At 70.6% G+C, this 17944-nt stretch carries 16 protein-coding genes; 12 read left to right on the top strand and 4 right to left on the bottom strand.

Features of this window, described 5'->3' with window-relative positions:
• Positions 1-222: 222 nt before the first annotated feature.
• From AB0K60_RS21425 to AB0K60_RS21410, 4 genes are all read left to right on the top strand, one after another.
• A complete protein-coding gene (locus AB0K60_RS21425) occupies positions 223-2223 on the top strand; it encodes a TRAP transporter fused permease subunit (RefSeq protein ID WP_364057517.1) in 2001 nt (666 codons plus the stop codon).
• Positions 2220-3212, top strand: coding sequence for a TAXI family TRAP transporter solute-binding subunit (locus AB0K60_RS21420; protein ID WP_364057514.1), 993 nt, complete (start codon positions 2220-2222; stop codon positions 3210-3212). The genes AB0K60_RS21425 and AB0K60_RS21420 overlap by 4 nt, the downstream gene beginning before the upstream one ends.
• A gap of 359 nt (positions 3213-3571) precedes the next feature.
• Positions 3572-4951, top strand: a complete 1380-nt coding sequence (locus tag AB0K60_RS21415) for an FAD-binding oxidoreductase (protein ID WP_364057511.1) — start codon at positions 3572-3574, stop codon at positions 4949-4951.
• A gap of 108 nt (positions 4952-5059) precedes the next feature.
• On the top strand, positions 5060-6241 hold the full coding sequence (locus AB0K60_RS21410) for an epoxide hydrolase family protein (protein WP_364057508.1): 1182 nt from the start codon (positions 5060-5062) through the stop codon (positions 6239-6241).
• 30 nt (positions 6242-6271) lie between these two features.
• On the opposite strand, the gene AB0K60_RS21405 is transcribed toward AB0K60_RS21410, so the two are convergent.
• The gene (locus tag AB0K60_RS21405) at positions 6272-6562 is read right to left on the bottom strand and encodes a hypothetical protein (RefSeq protein WP_364057505.1); all 291 of its coding nucleotides are present in this window, start codon (positions 6560-6562) and stop codon (positions 6272-6274) included.
• 218 nt (positions 6563-6780) lie between these two features.
• Here AB0K60_RS21405 and AB0K60_RS21400 point away from each other — a divergent pair, with 218 nt between their 5' ends.
• The gene (locus tag AB0K60_RS21400; protein WP_364057502.1) at positions 6781-7119 is read left to right on the top strand and encodes a hypothetical protein; all 339 of its coding nucleotides are present in this window, start codon (positions 6781-6783) and stop codon (positions 7117-7119) included.
• Between the two features lie 39 nt (positions 7120-7158).
• On the top strand, positions 7159-9402 hold the full coding sequence (gene secD, locus AB0K60_RS21395; protein ID WP_364057499.1) for a protein translocase subunit SecD: 2244 nt from the start codon (positions 7159-7161) through the stop codon (positions 9400-9402).
• Between the two features lie 271 nt (positions 9403-9673).
• Here secD and AB0K60_RS21390 read toward each other — a convergent pair whose 3' ends face one another.
• Positions 9674-9931 (bottom strand): hypothetical protein, encoded by a 258-nt coding sequence (locus tag AB0K60_RS21390; protein WP_364057496.1) that lies wholly within the window; start codon positions 9929-9931, stop codon positions 9674-9676.
• Positions 9932-10722: 791 nt separating this feature from the next.
• Between AB0K60_RS21390 and AB0K60_RS21385 the strand changes: the two genes are divergently transcribed.
• The 5 genes from AB0K60_RS21385 to AB0K60_RS21365 all read left to right on the top strand — a co-directional run bounded on the left by AB0K60_RS21385 (position 10723) and on the right by AB0K60_RS21365 (position 16072).
• Positions 10723-11385 carry a Crp/Fnr family transcriptional regulator gene (locus AB0K60_RS21385; protein ID WP_364057493.1) on the top strand — a complete coding sequence of 221 codons (663 nt, stop codon included), beginning with the start codon at positions 10723-10725 and terminating at the stop codon, positions 11383-11385.
• A 76-nt stretch (positions 11386-11461) separates the two neighbouring features.
• Positions 11462-13123 carry a hydroxylamine reductase gene (gene hcp, locus AB0K60_RS21380; RefSeq protein ID WP_364057490.1) on the top strand — a complete coding sequence of 554 codons (1662 nt, stop codon included), beginning with the start codon at positions 11462-11464 and terminating at the stop codon, positions 13121-13123.
• Positions 13120-14187: a 2Fe-2S iron-sulfur cluster binding domain-containing protein gene (locus tag AB0K60_RS21375; RefSeq protein WP_364057487.1), complete on the top strand. Its 1068-nt coding sequence runs from the start codon at positions 13120-13122 to the stop codon at positions 14185-14187. The genes hcp and AB0K60_RS21375 overlap by 4 nt, the downstream gene beginning before the upstream one ends.
• Positions 14188-14527: 340 nt before the next feature.
• Positions 14528-15058 carry a nucleoside-triphosphatase gene (locus AB0K60_RS21370; protein ID WP_364057484.1) on the top strand — a complete coding sequence of 177 codons (531 nt, stop codon included), beginning with the start codon at positions 14528-14530 and terminating at the stop codon, positions 15056-15058.
• 294 nt (positions 15059-15352) lie between these two features.
• The gene (locus AB0K60_RS21365; protein ID WP_364057481.1) at positions 15353-16072 is read left to right on the top strand and encodes a phosphotransferase; all 720 of its coding nucleotides are present in this window, start codon (positions 15353-15355) and stop codon (positions 16070-16072) included.
• Between the two features lie 23 nt (positions 16073-16095).
• Here the strand turns inward: AB0K60_RS21365 and AB0K60_RS21360 are convergent, their stop codons facing one another.
• Complete coding sequence (locus AB0K60_RS21360) at positions 16096-16383, bottom strand: hypothetical protein (RefSeq protein WP_364057477.1); 288 nt, start codon at positions 16381-16383, stop codon at positions 16096-16098.
• On the bottom strand, positions 16380-16730 hold the full coding sequence (locus tag AB0K60_RS21355; RefSeq protein ID WP_364057474.1) for a winged helix-turn-helix domain-containing protein: 351 nt from the start codon (positions 16728-16730) through the stop codon (positions 16380-16382). Before AB0K60_RS21355 ends, AB0K60_RS21360 begins: the two co-directional genes overlap by 4 nt.
• Before the next feature lie 599 nt (positions 16731-17329).
• Between AB0K60_RS21355 and AB0K60_RS21350 the strand changes: the two genes are divergently transcribed.
• Positions 17330-17764, top strand: coding sequence for a hypothetical protein (locus tag AB0K60_RS21350; protein ID WP_364057471.1), 435 nt, complete (start codon positions 17330-17332; stop codon positions 17762-17764).
• The last annotated feature ends 180 nt before the right edge of the window (positions 17765-17944 follow it).

The following is a 17944-nucleotide window of genomic DNA, read 5'->3' as shown; positions in this document are numbered from 1 at the left end:
CTCCAGTGCGCCTCACCCCCACGTCCGTACGGCCATTCAGAGAGTCTTGTGGCCGAACGATGTTCCTGCCCGGATATTTCCGGATCAGTCGTGATCCGGGAGCCGGTCGGGCGCACCGCCGTTGACAAGACGGTGATCAGGATATGACATTCGTCAGTAACAGGCCGTCGTTGATCTCGGTCCAGGCGGCCGATACACGCTCACACAGGGGGACGGCGTACCGTGACCGTGCAGGCCTCCAGCGATCCGGCGACCACCGCCTCGACGACCGAGGGGCTGATCGCGGAGTACGACGCCGAGCGGCCGGCACGACGGCTGTCCGGGCGCACCGCCCTCCTGGTGACGATCGTCGCCGTCGGTCTGGCGGTGTACGTCCTGTACTGGACGTTCCGGCCGGGGTCGGTGCTGCCGTACCGGATGACCTTCCTCGCCGTGGTGCTGCCGCTGACGTTCCTGTGCTACCGCCCGCGCGGGCGGCGGCCCGGGACGGGCGCCGGGACGGCCGACAATCCCGGGCCTGTGGACTGGGCGCTGGCCGTCCTCACGCTCGCCGTCTGCCTCTACCCCCTGATCGTCTTCGACGACTTCATCCGGCGCGCCTTCGCGCCGACGCCGCTCGACGTGGCCGCCGGCCTGCTGATCACGCTGCTGGTGCTGGAGGCCGCGCGGCGGACCATCGGCTGGGTGCTCCCGGCGGTGTGCCTGGCCTTCATCGCCTACGCCTACTACGGCGGCTACCTGCCGCTCGGCTGGTCGCTCGGGCACCGCGGCTACGACATCGACCGCATCGTCGTCGCGTTCACGATGGGCACCGAGGGCGTGTACGGCGTGCCGCTCGACGTGGCCGCGACGTACATCGTCCTGTTCACGATCTACGGCGCGGTGCTCGACCACTCGGGGGCGGGGCGGTTCTTCGTCGACGTCTCCTTCGCCGCGTTCCGGCGGTCGCGGTCGGCGCCGGGCCGTACCGTCACGCTCGCGGGCTTCCTGCTCGGCACGGTGAGCGGCTCGGGCGTCGCGACGACGGTGAGCGTGGGCAGCGTGGCGTGGCCGATCCTGCGGCGGGCCGGGTACCCGCGCGAGCAGGCGGGCGGCGTGCTGGCCGCGGCGGGCATCGGGGCGATCCTGTCGCCGCCGACGCTCGGCGCGGCGGCGTTCATCATCGCCGAGTACCTGCGGGTGAGCTACCTCACCGTGCTGATCTACGCGACGATCCCGACGATCCTGTACTACCTGGGCATCTTCCTCGCGATCGAGATCGACGCCCGCCGGTACGGCACGCACGCGGTGGAGCTGCGCGACCCGCCCCGGTTCTGGCCGCTGATCAGGCGGTTCGGCTACCACTTCAGCTCGCTGCTGGTCATCGTGATCCTGATGGCGCTGGGCCAGTCGCCGTTCCGCGCCGTGGTGTACGCGACGCTGCTGGCGTTCGCGCTGTCGTTCCTGGACCGGGAGAACCGGCTCGGCCCGCGCCGCCTGGCCCGCGCGCTGGCGGCGGGGATCACCGGCGTGCTGCCGGTGGCCGCCACCTGCGCGGCGGCGGGGACGATCGTGGCGGTGGTGACGCTCACCGGGCTCGGGCTGAAGGCGAGCTCGCTGATCGTCGGCGTGTCCGGGGGCGTGCTCGCGGTGACGGCGGTCATGTGCGCGCTCGCGGTGCTGCTGCTCGGGCTCGCCGTGCCGGTCACCGCGTCGTTCGTGATCGCGGCCGTGATCATCGGGCCCGCCCTGATCGACCTCGGGGTCAGCCGGCCCGAGGCGTACATGTTCATCTTCTACTACGCGGTGCTGTCGGAGGTGAGCCCGCCGACGGCGCTGTCGGCCTACGCCGCCTCGGCGCTCACCGGCGGGAACGCGTTCCGGACGATGCTGGCGACCTGGAAGTACACGCTGCCCGCGTTCCTGGTGCCGTTCGCGTTCGTGCTCGCCCCCGGCGGGTCGGCCCTGCTCGGGCAGGCGCCCGCCGGGGAGATCCTGCTCGGCCTGCTGGTGTCGGCGCTGGCGGTGACGACGCTGGCGGCGGCGACCGGCGGGTGGATCGCCGGTCCGGCCGGGCCGGTCGAGCGGCTGCTGTGCGCGGTGGCGTCCGTCCTGCTGCTGGTGCTGTCGCCCGGTCCGGTGGCCGCCGGGGCGGGCGTGGCGCTGCTGGCGCTGGTCGTGCACCTGGTCGTGCGGCGGTCGCGCCCGCGCTCCCCCGATCCCGATCCGAAGGGAACATCATGACCTTTGCACGTGTACGGCTCCGCCGGATCGGCCCCCTGCTCGTCGCCCTCGCGGTGGCGCTCGCGCTCGCGGGCTGCGGCGGCGACCGGTCCGCCGAACGGGCGGCGGAGCAGGGCGGTGGCGGCGGCAAGCGGTTGTCGATCGCGACGGGCAACACCACCGGCGTGTACTACGTGCTCGGCGGCGGGCTCGCCGAGCAGATCAGCAAGAACATCCCCGGCTACCAGGCCACGGCCGAGGCGACCGGCGCCTCGGTGGAGAACATCCAGCGGGTCGTGCGCGGCGACTCCGACATCGCGTTCACGCTCGCCGACTCGGCCTCGGACGCGATCCGGGGCGAGGGCGCGTTCACCGCGCCCCAGCCGATCCGCGCCATCGCCCGGCTGTACACGAGCCACGTCCAGGTCCTCGCCCGCACCGACTCCGGGGTGAAGTCGATCGCCGACATGAAGGGCAAGCGCGTCTCGACCGGCTCCCCCAACTCCGGCGCGGAGGTGGTCGCGCTGCGCATGCTGCGGGTCGCCGGTCTCGACCCCGACACCGACATCTCCCGGCAGGCGCTGTCGCTGCCCGAGACCGTGCAGGGCCTGAAGGACGGCACGCTCGACGCGATGGTGTGGGTCGGGGGGCTGCCCGCCTCCGGCATCACCGACCTGGTCACGAGCATGAAGGGCGAGGTCGGATTCGTGCCGCTGGACGACGTGCTGCCGGGCATGCAGCGGGAGCACGGTCCGGTCTACGCCGGCGGCACGCTGCCGAAGGACGCGTACGACCAGCCCGCCGACGTGCCCACGATCCTCATCCCGAACCTGCTGATCGTCAACGAGAACATGGACCCCGCCCTCGCCGAGAGCCTGGCCAAGCTGCTCATCGAGCACAAGGCGGACTTGGAGAAGGTGCACGTCTCCGCCAAGGACATCTCCGCCGAGGAGGCCCCCAAGACCGACCCGGTCCCCCTGCACGACGGCGCGAAGAAGTACTTCGGCTGACCTTCCAAGGCCGTCCTGCGACACACCAGTCTCAAAGGGATTTATCCGCAACTAGCGGACAACAAGCGGCGTTTGTGCCCGATCCAAGTCGCGTACAAGTGGGTGCTGACATCGTCTTTGCGTGAGGCGCCGCGAGATCGGCGCCCCGGGTCGCTCCCGCATCGCGCCGTCCACCGGCGTCCGGCGCGCACGGCCGCCGTCGGCTGACGGCGCGCGTGTGCCGCCCGGACCACGGCAGGCCGGGTCCGCGAGCGGCGGGAGCGCCCGGAACCCCACGGATCGCACGAGTCGCTCCGCCAGGGTCAGGAATCTGACATGAATCTTGACTCTTGGTCGGCGACATTGCAAAGGAGACTGTCATGCCCGCCCTGACGTACGACGCCGTCGCCGAACTGGCCGCCCGCGTGGCCGGCCCGGTGCTCATGCCCGCCGACCCCGGCTTCGCCGAGGAGATCGCCGCCTGGAACGTCGCGACCGTCCACCGGCCCGACCTCGTCGTCGGGGCGACCTGCGCCGACGACGTGGCGGAGGCGGTCCGCTGGGCCGCGCGCCACCACAAGAAGGTGACCGTGCAGGCGACCGGTCACGGCGCCCTCTCCCCCGCCACCGACTGCGTCCTGATCACCACGCGCCGCCTGGCCGAGCTGTCCGTCGATCCGGTGGCCCGCACGGCGCGGATCGGCGCGGGCGTGAAGTGGGCCCGGGTGATCGAGGCGACGGCCCCGTACGGCCTGGCCCCGCTCAACGGCTCGGCGTCCGACGTCGGCGCGGTGGGCTACGCGCTCGGCGGCGGCATGGGCTCCCTCGCCCGCCGCTACGGCTTCTGCGCCGACCACGTACGCGCCCTGGAGATCGTGACCGCGGACGGTCGCGTCCGCCGGGTTGACTCCCTGCGCGACCCCGAGCTGTTCTGGGCGCTGCGCGGCGCCGGCAAGAGCCACTTCGGCGTCGTCACGGCGATGGAGGTGGACCTCGTGCCGGTCTCCCACCTGTACGGCGGCGGAATCTTCTTCCCGGCCGAGGCCGCGGCCGACGTGCTGCACGCCTTCCGGACGTGGGCGCCGACGCTGCCCGAGGAGGCCACCGCGTCGGTCGCGCTGCTGCGCCTTCCCCCGATGCCGACGCTGCCGGAGGTCCTGCGCGGCCGGACCGTGGTGCACCTGCGCTTCGCCCACCTCGGCTCGGACGAGGAGGGCGCGCGGCTCCTCGCGCCGATGCGCGCGCTCGCTCCCGCGCTGATCGACGGCGTGGGCCGCATGCCGTACGCCGCCGTCGACTCCATCCACATGGACCCGGTCGAGCCGATGCCGTCCCACGAGGCGGGCGTCGTGCTCAAGGACCTGCCGCCGGAGGCGGTGGACGCGATCCTCGCCACCGCCGGGCCCGAGATCGACCTGCCGCTGATCATGGCGGAGCTGCGGCTGCTCGGCGGCGCGCTGAGCCGACCGGCCGCCGTGCCCAACGCCGTGACCGGCAGGGAGGGCGCCTTCTCGCTGCTGTGCATCGCGCCGATGCTGCCGGAACTGGCCGAGATCGTGCCCGCCGTCGTGGCGAGCGTGATCGACGCCGTGGAGCCGTTCCGCTCCCCGGCCACCCTGGTGAACTTCCAGGGGGCGGCGGCGCGGCCCGGGGCGTTCGCGGCGTGGCCCGCGGAGGACCGCGAGCGGCTGCTGCGCGTCAAGAAGGAGATCGACCCGAACGGCATGTTCAACGTCAACCTCGGCCCCGTCGTCCCGTAGGCGTCCTGTAGGTATGAAGTCCCCGTGCGTGGGCAATGGCCTGCTGCGCCGAGGACGACGGTCTGGCAGGCTGGACGGGACATAACGGACAGCACGGACGGCGGAGACATGAGCAACGGCGGAGCAGGTGACGTGAACGCGGGGGCCGGTTCGGAGATCCGGCCGTTCCGCATCGAGATTCCGCAGGCCGATCTCGACGATCTACGGGAGCGGCTCGGCCGTACCCGGTGGCCGGAGCCACTGGACGCGGGGTGGTCGTACGGCGTGCCGCTCGACTACCTCAAGGAACTGGCCGAGTACTGGCGCACGTCCTACGACTGGCGGGCGCAGGAGGCGCGGATCAACGCGTTCCCCCAGTACCTGACCACGATCGACGGCGCGGACGTGCACTTCCTGCACGTCCGCTCCCCCGAACCCGGCGCCATGCCGCTGATCGTCACCCACGGCTGGCCGGGCTCGATCGTCGAGTTCCTCGACATCATCGGCCCGCTCACCGATCCCGCCGCGCACGGCGGCGACCCGGCCGACGCCTTCCACCTGGTCCTGCCGTCGATCCCCGGCTACGGGTTCTCCGGGCCGCGTCAGGGCCCCGGCTGGGGAGCGGCCCGGGTCGCCCGCGCCTGGGCCGAGCTGATGCGCCGGCTCGGCTACGACCGGTACGGCGCGCAGGGCGGCGACTGGGGCTCGTTCATCTCCCGCGAGCTGGGCCTGGCCGCCCCGGAGCACGTCATCGGCGTACACCTGAACTTCCTGCCCCCCTTCCCCAGCGGCGCGCCCGGCGAGATCGAGGAGCTCACCGAGGACGAGAAGACCCGGCTGGACCGCCGCAGGCACTACGACCAGGAGCTGTCCGGCTACAACAAGATCCAGTCCACTCGGCCGCAGACCCTCGCGTACGGCCTGGCGGACTCCCCCGTCGGGCAACTCGCCTGGATCGTGGAGAAGTTCAAGGAGTGGACCGACTGCAAGGACCTCCCGGAGGAGGCGGTCGACCGCGACACCATCCTCACGAACGTGATGCTCTACTGGCTCACCAACACCGCCGGGTCCTCGGCCCGCATCTACTACGAGGCCGCGCACAACCGCCCGTCGCCCGGCCGTTCCCCGGTCCCCACCGGCGTCGCGATATTCCCGCACGACATCGTCCACCCGATCCGCCGGTGGGCGGAGCGCACGAACACGATCACCCACTGGACCGAGTTCGACCGCGGCGGCCACTTCGCCGCCCTGGAGGTGCCGGAGCTGCTCATCTCCGACGTCCGCGAGTTCTTCCGCGGGCTGCGCGGCTGACCCCGCGGGGGCCGTACGCGGCGCGGCGGCTCACCTGGGCAGCCGCGCCTCCGTCTCGTCGATCAGCTGCAGGATGACCGGCTGCAACTCGGGGCGGTCTTCCAGAAGGTCGCCGAGGTAGGTGCGCCAGATGCCGATCTCGGCGTACGTCTCGCCCGTGCGCTGCAGCCGCCGCCGGGTGTCGGTCAGGTACAGCTCGAACATGAGGCCGAGGTAGCGTCCGAGCATCTCGCTGAGCCACCAGTAGGTTTCGGCGTTCGCCGCCGCGACGAAGACACGGGCACCGAGCCACGCCACGCGCGGCGGGTGAACGACGGCCATGCTTGGAAACTACGCTGACGCGCTCTCTGTCGGCAATGCCCGATTTCGGCGTGCTTCCCTGGCGTACCCGGGACGACCGGGCGGTCGGCCGCCCTGGCGACCGCCGCGAATCGCCCCATACCGCACGTAAGCACGTAAGGGCGCGGCAAACGCACGACGACGACCGGTGGGCGACCGCCGATGGGGGTACCGTCAGCCGTAAGGACCCGGGAGGACGCGTGCGCAGCAGGGTGCCCGCCGTACTGCTGCTGCTGGCATGCGTGCTCACGGGCGCCGGATGGCACGCGGACGACGCCGCGCCGGCCGTCGCCAAGGCGCCGTCGGCGTCGCACGAACTCGCGCTGGCCCCGCCCCCGTACAACGGCGCGCTGCCCACCGTGCAGGCGGGCGGCGGCGCGCATGTCACGGGCGGCTCCGCCGCCGTGCTCTCCACCGGATCCTGGCCCGTACGGCGGACACACGCGGCACGCGTCGAGACCGGGCGGCAGGTCGTCCCCGCCGACCCGGGGCGCTCGGTCGCCCCCGCCCGCGCCCCGCCGGGCCCCTCCACACGCTGACGTCCCTTTCACCATCGACAAAGCCTGTGGAGGCTTCCCATGTCACGTGCGCCGTTGTGGCGCGCGGTGGCCGCGTTCGTCGTCGTCGCGACCGCCGCGGTACTCGCGTTCACCATGTCGCCGCGGTTGGGGCTCGACCTGCGCGGCGGCACCCAGCTGGTCTTCGAAACCCGCGACGCCCCCACCGTCAAGGCCGACGCCGCGGCCACCGACCGCGCCCTGGACGTACTGCGCAGGCGCGCGGACGCGCTCGGCGTGGTCGATCCGACGCTGGTCCGCTCCGGCGAGCGGCGGATCATCGTCGAGCTGCCGGGGGTGCTCGACCCGCGCCAGGCCGCCCAGGTCATCGGCCGGACCGCGCAGCTCACCTTCCACGCCGTCGAGGGCCTCGCCGAGCCCGGCGACAAGGACGCGCTCCCCGACGAGAAGGGGCAGCGGCTCAAGCTCGGCCCCGCCGTGATCACCGGCGACGGAGTCACCGACGCCGCCGCCGGGACCGACGTACGGCAGGGCATCGGCAACTTCGTCTCCGTCGAGTTCCGCGACGCGCGGGCCTGGCAGCAGCTCACCGGCACGGCCGCCTGCGTCGGCCCGGGCGACCCCAGGCGCCGGGTCGCCATCGTGCTCGACAAGGAGATCATCTCCTCGCCGCAGGTGAACGAGTCGGTGCCCTGCAAGGTCGGCATCACCGGCGGAGGCACGCAGATCACCGGCAATTTCACTCAACAGGAGGCGCAGGACCTCGCCGTGCTGATCAAGGGCGGCGCGCTGCCGGTGCCGCTGAAGCTGATCGAGCAGCGCACCCTCGGGCCGACGCTCGGCGCGGAGGCGATCGAGGCCAGCGCCGAGGCCGGCGTCGCCGGCGTGATCGTGACGGCGCTGTTCATCATCCTGGTCTACCGCCTGGTCGGGCTCGCGGCGGCGGTCGCGCTCGCCTGCTACGGGCTGATCTCGTACGCGGCGCTGGTGGCCTTCGGGGCGACGCTCACCCTGCCGGGACTCGCCGGTTTCGTGCTCGCCATCGGCATGGCCGTCGACGCCAACGTGCTGGTGTTCGAGCGGGCCAGGGAGGAGTACGGCGAGAACCCCAAACGCGGCCTGGGGTGGGCCCTGGACCGGGGGTTCAAAAACGCCTGGAGCGCCATCGCCGACTCCAACATCACCACCCTGCTCGCCGCGGCGCTGCTGTTCTGGCTCGCCTCCGGGCCGGTGCGCGGCTTCGGCGTCACGCTCGCCATCGGCGTGCTCGCCTCGCTGGTCTCGGCGATGCTCATCACCCGGGCGCTCGCCCAGCCGATGATCGGGCGGCTGCGGCCCGGGACGTCCGGGCTCGGCAGCGTGGGGCGGGTGCGGACCTGGGTGACCGGTCGCAACCCCAACCTCATGCGCCGGGGACGGCTGTGGCTCGCGATCGGCGGGCTGATCATCGTGGCCGCCGTCGCCGGGATCGTCCTGCGGGGGCTGAACTTCGGCATCGAGTTCACCGGCGGGCGGATCGTCGAGTTCACCACGAGCCACGCCGTCGACACCGCGCAGGCGCGGCGGGTGCTCAGCGACGCCGGGTATCCGAACGCGGTCGTGCAGGCGTCCGGCGACGCCATCTCCGTACGGACCGGGCAGATCGGCTCCGACGAGGTGGTCGCGATCGAGCGGGCGCTCGACGCGCGGGTGGGCGACGTGAGCAAGGTGCGCGACGAGCTGATCGGGCCGAGCCTCGGCGAGGAGCTGCGGCGCAACGCGCTCATCGCGCTGCTGGTGGCGCTCGCGGCGCAACTGCTGTACCTCGCGGCCCGGTTCCGCTGGACGTTCGGCACGGCGGCGGTGCTCGCCCTGGTGGTGGACGTGGCGGCGGTCGTGGGCACGTTCGCCTGGCTGGGCAAGCCGATCGACGGCATCTTCCTCGCCGCGATGCTCACCATCATCGGGTACTCGGTGAACGACAAGGTGGTGGTGTTCGACCGGGTCCGGGAGATGTGGGGTCTTGAACGGCGCACGGCGTTCGGCACGCTGGTCAACCGGGCGATCCTGCAGACCGTGCCGCGCACCGTCAACACCGGTCTCGGCGCGCTGTTCATCCTGATCGCTCTGGCGATCTTCGGCGGGTCGTCGCTGCGGGACTTCGCGATCGCGCTGATCATCGGCATCGTGGTCGGCACGGCGTCGTCGTCGTTCGTGGCCGGGCCGGCGGCGATCGAGCTGGAGCGGGTCAGCAAGCAGCCGCCGCCGGGGCCGCCCAAGCGCCGGGCGCCGCGACCGCGGGACGGCTCGGGGGCGGTGCTCTGACCCCGCCTCCAGCCGCGGACTCCGGGGAGTCACGGCCGGGTTCGGCGGTGCCGCGCCGAGTCCGCCGCATCGGGTTCCGGGAGCCGGTGCGGCGGACGGGCGTACGCGACCGACCCCGATGGCGTGGGCCTCCTCCGTTTGCCCACGCCATCGGGTCATTCATCGCCGGACGACCGGACCGCACACGTGATCACTCGGCAGGCTCCGCCCCCGCCCGGTTCCGGCCGCGCATTCGGTCCAGGCCATTGTCATGGCTCCGGCTTTCACTCGATCAGTTGATCTTGCATCCCCAGAAGCATCCGTCGCCCGCCGGAGCGACGGCCGCGGAGGCCGCCATCGCGGAGATCACCCCCTTGGGCTGCAAGCCGGTGACGACGGCCTTGGGGTGCAGGTTGGTGGAGGCCTCGACCTCGGAGACCGCTCCCTTCGGAGCCCGGCAACAGGACTCCGCCGACGCGAGAGCCGGCTGCGCGAACACGGTCAGGGTCGCCGCGACGATCGCCGCCCCCGCCCAGTACTTACGGGACATGGTGTTACCTCCTCCGGTTGTGACTGACACCCAAGTGATATCCGACCGTCCTGACAAACCACAATTGGCGATTCATGACAACGGATGTCATGCAATTGGTCAGATTCTCGATCCGCCCCAGATGGTTTGCGGTGCCAACCTTCGTTCGGTCCCATTCGATGCAGAATTAAATTAATTTAGCCCGCTCCACAAGCCACCTCAGTCGCCCAACGGTCACGGAAAGCAGCGCGAGAGCGTAGAGCCAGCTAGTCGCATGCCGTTCGAATCGGGTACCATGGATGGCCCACATGGGCGTGACCTGCTGGTATGTAACCCAGAATTGAACCGGTTGAACCTATCCGGTCGAGCCGTAAACGCGCGAATCAAGGGCATCGCAAACGTTTCCGTAAAAGCGCCCGAGATCAATCCCGGGCGCACACGTCGGGGCAGACCTCCCCCCTCTCCCAAGCACTAATCCCCGATATGTATCGGGCCGACCGTCCTCCGGATCCATTTGACGCGGTTCAGGCCGGGCACGACATTCCATGGCCGATCGACCGCCACATGTCGCGGGATCGCCCAAATCATTTCATCGGGCGATTTCCGTCGGGCCGCTCTCGTCTCCGCCGCCACCTCGGCGGACGCACGACGGACGCCATGCTCCGCCCCGCCGTACGCGGGCGGCGCCGTACCGACCGATGGAGGTGCCGAAGGTAGGGCGCGATAGCCTCGAAGACGTGGGAAGGAGCGAAGTGGGGCTGATCGATCTTTTGGCTCGGTTGCCGCTTTTCTCGGGGCTCACGCCGGAGCAAATGGAGATCGTCACTGCCGGTTCCCACATCACCGAGCTGCACAGGGGCGAGATCCTGTTCCACCAGGGGGACCCGGTCCGCGGCTTCTTCTTCGTGCTGCGCGGCCAGATGCAGCTGTCCGTCTCCACGGCGGACGGAGCCGAGAAGGTCGTGGAGATCGTCACCGTGCGGGAGAGTTTCGGCGAGGCCGTGGTCTTCGACGGGCTGCGGTACCCGGTCACGGCGACGGCGCTCGTCGGCACGACGCTGCTCGCGGTGTCCAGCAAGGCCGTGCTCGACCTGCTCGACCGGGATCCGTCGTTCGCGCGGCGGCTGCTGGCCAACATGGCGGTACGGCTGCGCCGCCTCATCCGCGACGTCGAGGCGTACTCGCTGCGCTCGGCCATCCAGCGGGTCGTGGGCTTCCTGCTCGCCGAGGCGGCGCTCGTCGGCGGCACCGCGGACGAGCGGGTCGTCACGCTGCCGACCCGCAAGCACGTGCTCGCCTCGCGGCTGAACATCGCGCCCGAGACGCTGTCCCGGGTGCTGCGCGACCTGTCCGACGAAGGGCTGATCAGCGTGGAGGGGCGCCGGATCACGCTGCACGACGTGCCGAAGCTGGAAGGTCGGCTGGAGCTGGCCGTGAGTTCGGCCACAATGCCGCCCCTCGACGCCGCCGGTTGACCCGCGTCAAGGAAAACGGGCCGTCTCCGCTGAAGTATCTCGCTCGCAAGGCGACTACTACTCACGGGAGAACGGCGTGTTCTGTTACCAATGCGAGCAGACCGATCGCACCGGCACGATCGCCGGGTGCGGCGGCCCGGTCGGCAACTGCGGCAAGGACGCGATCACGTCCGACCTGCAGGATCTGCTGCTGCACGCGGTCAAGGGCATCGCGCAGTACGCCTCCAGGGCCCGCGCCCTGGGCGCGCCCGACGACGAGGCGACCGAGTTCATCCTCTACGCGGTCTTCACCACGCTCACCAACGTCAACTTCAACCCGACCCGGTTCGGCGGGCTGCTGCGGGAGGCGGCGGCCGTACGGGACCGGGTCCGCCGCCGGTACGAGGAGGCCGCGCGGGCGCACGGCCTGGAGCCGGAGACCCTGACCGGGCCCGCCGCCTGGGAGCCCGCGGCCGACCAGGACGGGCTGGGGCGGCAGGCGGCGGCCGAGGGCGTGCGCAAGGGCATCGAGATCGTCGGGCCGGACATCGTCGGGCTGCGGGCGCTGCACCTGTACGCGTTGAAGGGCATTTGCGCGTACGCCTACCACGCGAACGTGCTCGGCCATCGGCGGGCCGACGTGTTCGCCGGCATCGAGGACGCGCTGGCGTACCTGGCGGAGGAGCCGACGGACGCGGGCGCGCTGCTGGAAGGGGCGCTCGGGCTCGGGCGGCTCAACCTCAAGGTCATCGAGACGCTCGACGCGGCGAACACCGGGACGTTCGGGGCACAGCAGCCCACCGCCGTACGGATCACGCCGGTGGCGGGCAAGGCGATCCTGGTCAGCGGACACGACCTGCGCGACCTGGCCGCCCTGCTTGAGCAGACCAAGGACACCGGGATCAACGTCTACACGCACGGCGAGATGCTGCCCGCGCACGCCTATCCGCTGCTGAAGGCGTACCCGCACCTGGTGGGCAACTACGGCGGGGCCTGGCACGACCAGCAGCGGGAGTTCGCGGCGTTCCCCGGGCCGATTCTGATGACGTCGAACTGCATCATCGAGCCGCACGCGAGCTACCGGCGGCGAATCTTCACCGCCGGACCGGTGGGATGGCCGGGGGTGCGGCACATCGCCGACCACGACTTCGCGCCGCTGATCCGGGCCGCACAGGCGCTGCCGGGGTTCGCGGAGGACGGCGAGGAGCAGTACATCACCGTCGGGTTCGGGCGCGACAGCGTGCTCGCCGTATCCGACCAGGTGGTGGAGGCGGTGCGAAAGGGCGCGATCCGCCACTTCTTCCTCATCGGCGGCTGCGACGGTCCCACGCCGGGACGGGACTACTACGGCGACCTGGCGCTCGCGGCGCCGCAGGACACCGTCATCCTGACCCTGGGATGCGCCAAGTACCGATTCAACTGGCACGACTTCGGAGAGATCGGCGGCATTCCGCGACTGCTCGACGTCGGACAGTGCAACGACTCCTACTCGGCCATCAAGATCGCCACAGCCCTGGCGGACGCGTTCGAGTGCGACATCAACGAGCTGCCGCTGACGCTCGCGCTCGCGTGGACCGAGCAGAAGGCGATCGCCGTGCTGCTCACGCTGCTGGCGCTCGGGTTGCGAGGGATCCACATCGGGCCGGAACTGCCCGCGTTCCTCACCCCGGCACTCGTGGACGAGCTCGTCGAGCGGTTCGGGCTGCGAAAGGTCGGAGACGTGGAGAAGGATCTCGCGAACGCCTTGGAGCGGGCATGACGTCGATCGCCGAGGCGGGGGTGGCCGCCGCCGCACAAGGGCATGCGGTGACGCTCACCACCAGCGACGGGGAGCGCCTGGAGATCGCGTGCGCGCCCGGGCAGAACGTGCTTGAGGCGGCGCGGGAGGCCGGGGCGGCGTTGCCGTCCTCATGCCGAAGCGGCACCTGCGGGTCCTGCCACGCGTCCGTCCTCGACGGCGGGTACGAGCTGGAGTCGTACGCGGCGGCGGCGCTGCCCGAGGAGCGTCGGGTGCGCGGCGAGGTGCTGCTGTGCCGTACGGTGCCGTGCGGGCCGCTGTCGGTGGCGCTGCCGTACGAGTCGTCGAGGATCCTGTACGGCGGCATCCCGGTGCGCGAGGGCGTGATCACCGCGCTGGAGGAGGTGGCGCGGGAGACGGTGCGGCTGGAACTGCGGCTGGAGGAGGACGGCGAGGCCGGTCTTGACTGCCAGTTCGAGCCCGGTCAGTTCGTCGAGCTGGAGGTGCCCGGGGAAGAGGTGAAGCGGGCCTACTCGCTCGCCAACACCGGCAACTGGGAAGGCCTGCTGGAGTTCTACATCCGGTTGCGGCCCGACGGTGCGTTCTCCGGGTATCTGCGGGAGCGTGCCCAGGCCGGGGCACGGCTGATCGTGCACGGCCCGCAGGGAGCGTTCGGGCTGCGGGAGACCGGCCTGCGGCCCCGCTGGTTCGTGGCCGGGGGCACCGGGCTGGCACCGCTGCTGTCCATGGTGCGCCACATGGCCGAATGGCAGGAGCCGCATCCGGCACGGCTGTTCCTCGGCGTGAACGAGGAGCCGGACGTATTCGGGCTGGCTGAGCTCGACGCGGTGGCGGACGAGTTGCCGGGATTCGAGTACGAGGTGTGCGTCTGGCGGCCGGGCGAGTCGTGGTCGGGGCGCTCGGGCACACCGGCGGACGCGGTGGCGGCGGCCCTCAGCGAGCTGGGAGATATTCCAGATATATACATCTGCGGCCCGCCGCCAATGGTGGACGCGGTGACGCGCGCCGTCGCCGGGATCGTGCCCGAGGAGCACGTCTTCCACGAACGGTTCCTCGCCACCTGACTGGGGCGCAGCGGCCGTACGCCTGGCATCGCGCGTACGGCCGCCCCCTCCTGGACCTCCCAGAACCGTGCCGACCACGGACGCGAACGCGGCAGAGATGAGCCCGGCCGACGCGCGTACCGGGCGAACCGGGCCGGACTCGCGGGCCGGACGCATCGGATCGGGTGATCAGCGCCCGAAAAGGAGCGCCCCCCAGGGGCTACGCCCAGCGGGGATCGAACCCGCATCTCGGCAATCGCCGCCCCAACCCGTTCGATTCGGTGCCCGACGGCAATGCTCAATCTGGAGCGAGGCGCACAAGCGCCGAGGCATGCCGCCACCTCATGAAGGTCGTACCGATATGCGCCGTATCCACATCCTGCTCACCGCGCCTCCCCGAACCGGCAAGACCACATTGGTCCGCCGACTGGCCGAGACGCTCCGCGAGGCCGAGGCGCCGGTACGCGGCTTTCTCACCGATGAGATACGCGAAGAGGGCGCTCGCCTCGGCTTCATGGTCACTGAAATCGGCGGTCCCGGGGCCGTCCTGGCCCACATCGACCGAAACTCGGGCCCTCGCGTCGGTCGTTACCGGGTGGACATCGCGGCCTTCGAGCGCATCGCCCTGCCTGCGATCGAGCACGCGCTTTCCACCCCCGACGCCATCGTCATCCTCGACGAGATCGGCATGATGGAGTTGCTTTCACAGCCTTTCGTCGCCCGGCTCAACGTACTCTTCACCGCCGACATCCCACTCGTCGCCACCGTCCATGAGCGGCCACACCCGGTAACCGACGCGCTCAAGGCCCTGCCGTACGTCGAAACAGTGACGGTGACCAAGGCGAACCGCGACAGGCTCCCCGAAGAACTCAGCAGGCGACTCCTCGCTTGAAATCCGGCGGCATCGTGCTTCGAATCAAAGGGATGAGATCCTGCACCGGTCGCCCCGACTCGATCCGGCTGAGCTGGGTCTGGCTTATGGCAAAGTCGTCTGGGCGGCCTTCGATCTGCGTGGCGTGGCGATGTCTGGTTAGCCCGCTCGTCGCCCCGGATAGGTCGGCTTGCCACTCGCCCTTCAGTTGATCGCAAAGATCGGGCGATGAAGGCGTCGGGCGGGCAGCACACTGGATATGTGCAGCACGAGCAGCCTCTTCATGGCGGAAACGTCAGCGACGGTGTGGTGCGTGTGGGCGACACGGTGCGCCGACCCAGCGGGCCGTGGACTCCGGCCGTGCACGCGCTGCTCACGCATCTATGGCAGGTGGGTTTCCCTGGCGCTCCTCGTCCGCTCGGCATCGACGAGCGGGGCCGCGAGGTGCTCAGCTTCGCGCCCGGCGAGGTCGTGTGGCCCGATCGTTTCGCCCTGCTTGACCCTCTCCCCCGGTTGGCTCGGGTCGCGGGGCTGATCAGGGACTTTCATGACGCCGTGGAGGGCTTCGTACCGCCGCCTGACGCTCAGTGGCAGGTGCTCATTCCGGCGGACGGCGCCGAGATCATCGCCCACCACGATCTGGCCCCCTGGAACCTGGTCGTCGACGGCGAGACGAGTTGGATGTTCATCGACTGGGACTGCGCCGCCCCCGGCACCCGCCTGTGGGACCTCGCCTACGCCATCCACGGCTTCGTCCCGCTCTCCGCCCATCCCACCTGGCAACGCCCCGACGCGGCCGACCGCGTCCGCGTCTTCGCCGACGCGTACGGCCTCAGCGAGGCCCAGCGGCGCGAACTCGTTCCGCTGCTGGCCCGCCGTACCCGCTCCATGCACGACTTCCTCCGTGACCAGGCGGCGCAGGGCACCCGGCCCTGGACCACCCTGTGGCACGAAGGCCACGGCAAGATCTGGTACGACGACGCCGAATACACGCGGGAGCGCGAACATCTGTGGGAGGCGGCCCTGCTGTCCTGACTCCGGTGCCCATCGGGCGGGTGTCACTCGACGGTGCGGAGGATCTGTTCGATGGCGGTGGTGCGGGAGCGGAGTTCGGCGAGGTCGGCGGCGGCGCGTTGCTGGGCGTCGAGGGTGTTTTCGGCGAGTTGCTCGAAGCGGCGGACGAGTTGGCGGAGGTCTTCGGCCTGGGAGGCGGCGAGGCGGGTCTTGCGGTGTTCGAAGACGGCCACGATGACGAGGCTGATCAGGAAGGTGGCTAAGAGGAGAACGCCGAGGAGGAAGACGGTTTCGGGCCAGGTGGAGGGCCACACCGCGAGGTAGGGGGTCATGAGGGCTCCTTGGGTCCGGGACCCTTCTCCGGGTCCGGCCGGGTGAGGGTTGTGGCGGCCTCGGCCAGGGTCGAGGCGGTGAGGTGGAGGTTGAAGTCGGCGACCTCGTAGTACTTCATCGCCTTGCCGTCCTCGGACAGCTCCAGGGTGCCGACGATCAGGCCGGCGGCCTCCAGCCGTCGCAGGTGCATGTGGAGCAGCGGGCGGCTCACGCCGATTTCGCGTGCTAGGTGGCTCACGTAGTCGCGGCCGTTGGCCAGTTTCGCGATGATGAGCACGCGGAGGGGGTTGGCCAGGGCCGCGAGCATCTCCACGAGGTCGTCGCCGGTCGGGTGCGATCCGGTCATGACGCGCCCCTCGGGATTGCGTGTAACCAAAATATTTCATGTGTAAGTTATCAGTCACTCATGGGGCTCGGCAACCGAAAACCCGCTCGCGCCGGTCGTCGCCGGAGAGGTTGTTCGTCGTCGCGGGCGGTGACGGCCCGGCCCCCGGCCGAGCGCGTGGGGCCGGTTCGGTTCCTGGCGGGGCCTTCTGGCCGGTCGTCAGGTGAGCGGCGGTGGTCAGCTCTTGGTGAGCCGGGTCAGCAGTTCGAGGAAGATACCGCGTTCGCCGGGAGTGAGGGGGCGTTCGGCGTCCGCGCCAGGAGGGAGAGCATTATCTCGGCGTGAGCCGCGAGGCTGTCGGTTTCGTGGTCGGCCTGGTTGACCAGGACCGCTCTGAGCACGACCTCGCAGCCGTTCGGGCAAACCGTCCATCGCCGCGGCCCAGCCGCGACACTTCACCATCCGGGTCGAACAGATGTCGCGGACGCCCCACCACCGACCCGAACGCACAGGCGTTACGCGACCGGCGGCCGCATGACCGCGCAGTTTTCTGCTGCCGCTATTTCCGAAGCCCAAACGAACAACCGGGAACGCGCTTGCTCCACCGCCGCCATGCGCACATGCTGATGGTGGACTCAACCGCGAGACACACGGCACTAGGGGGCTTCATGCGCCGAAAGGCCACCACTCTTCTGGCGCTCCTGGCGTTCCTGGCTGTCGGGGCTCCCGCCCATGCCGCTCAGCAGGCACAACCTCGCACCATCGCGGCGGCCGTTGAAGGCGCACAGGCACCGAAGTTCCGCGAGTGTTTCGACGGGCGCTGCACGATCACCGTGAGGAAGCCGGTGAGCTTCAGAATCTCCGAGCGCTTCGGCTTCACCAGGCTGACCGTCTCGCGTCACGGCCTATCGGTGCGGGTGAAGGCCAAAGGCCCCGGCGTCTCCGGTGGCGCTTCGATAACCAAGGGCGGCGTCAGCGTCCTGAACGGCATCTCCATCCGCATCGTCTCGATCAGTCGCTCGAAGGCGACCGTACGCTTCGCCCCCGTCAACTGATCTCCGTCACCGCAGGGGCGGAACGACGACGCCGTCATGGCGTACCGGCACGCGATGGCCTCCCCCCGCGACGACGCCAAGCGCGACCCGTGCTCACCGTCGGCGACCCGAGCTGTCCGAGGGCGATGGCGCGTATGCACGTGGTCCGGCGGCCGCCTGAGGCCGTCCGTCCCTGCGGCG

The organism is Thermopolyspora sp. NPDC052614 (genome assembly GCF_040678635.1).
GTDB lineage: Bacteria > Actinomycetota > Actinomycetes > Streptosporangiales > Streptosporangiaceae > Thermopolyspora.
The sequence above is the reverse complement of the archived record's forward strand: the minus strand, read 5'-3'. Positions and strand labels throughout refer to the sequence as shown.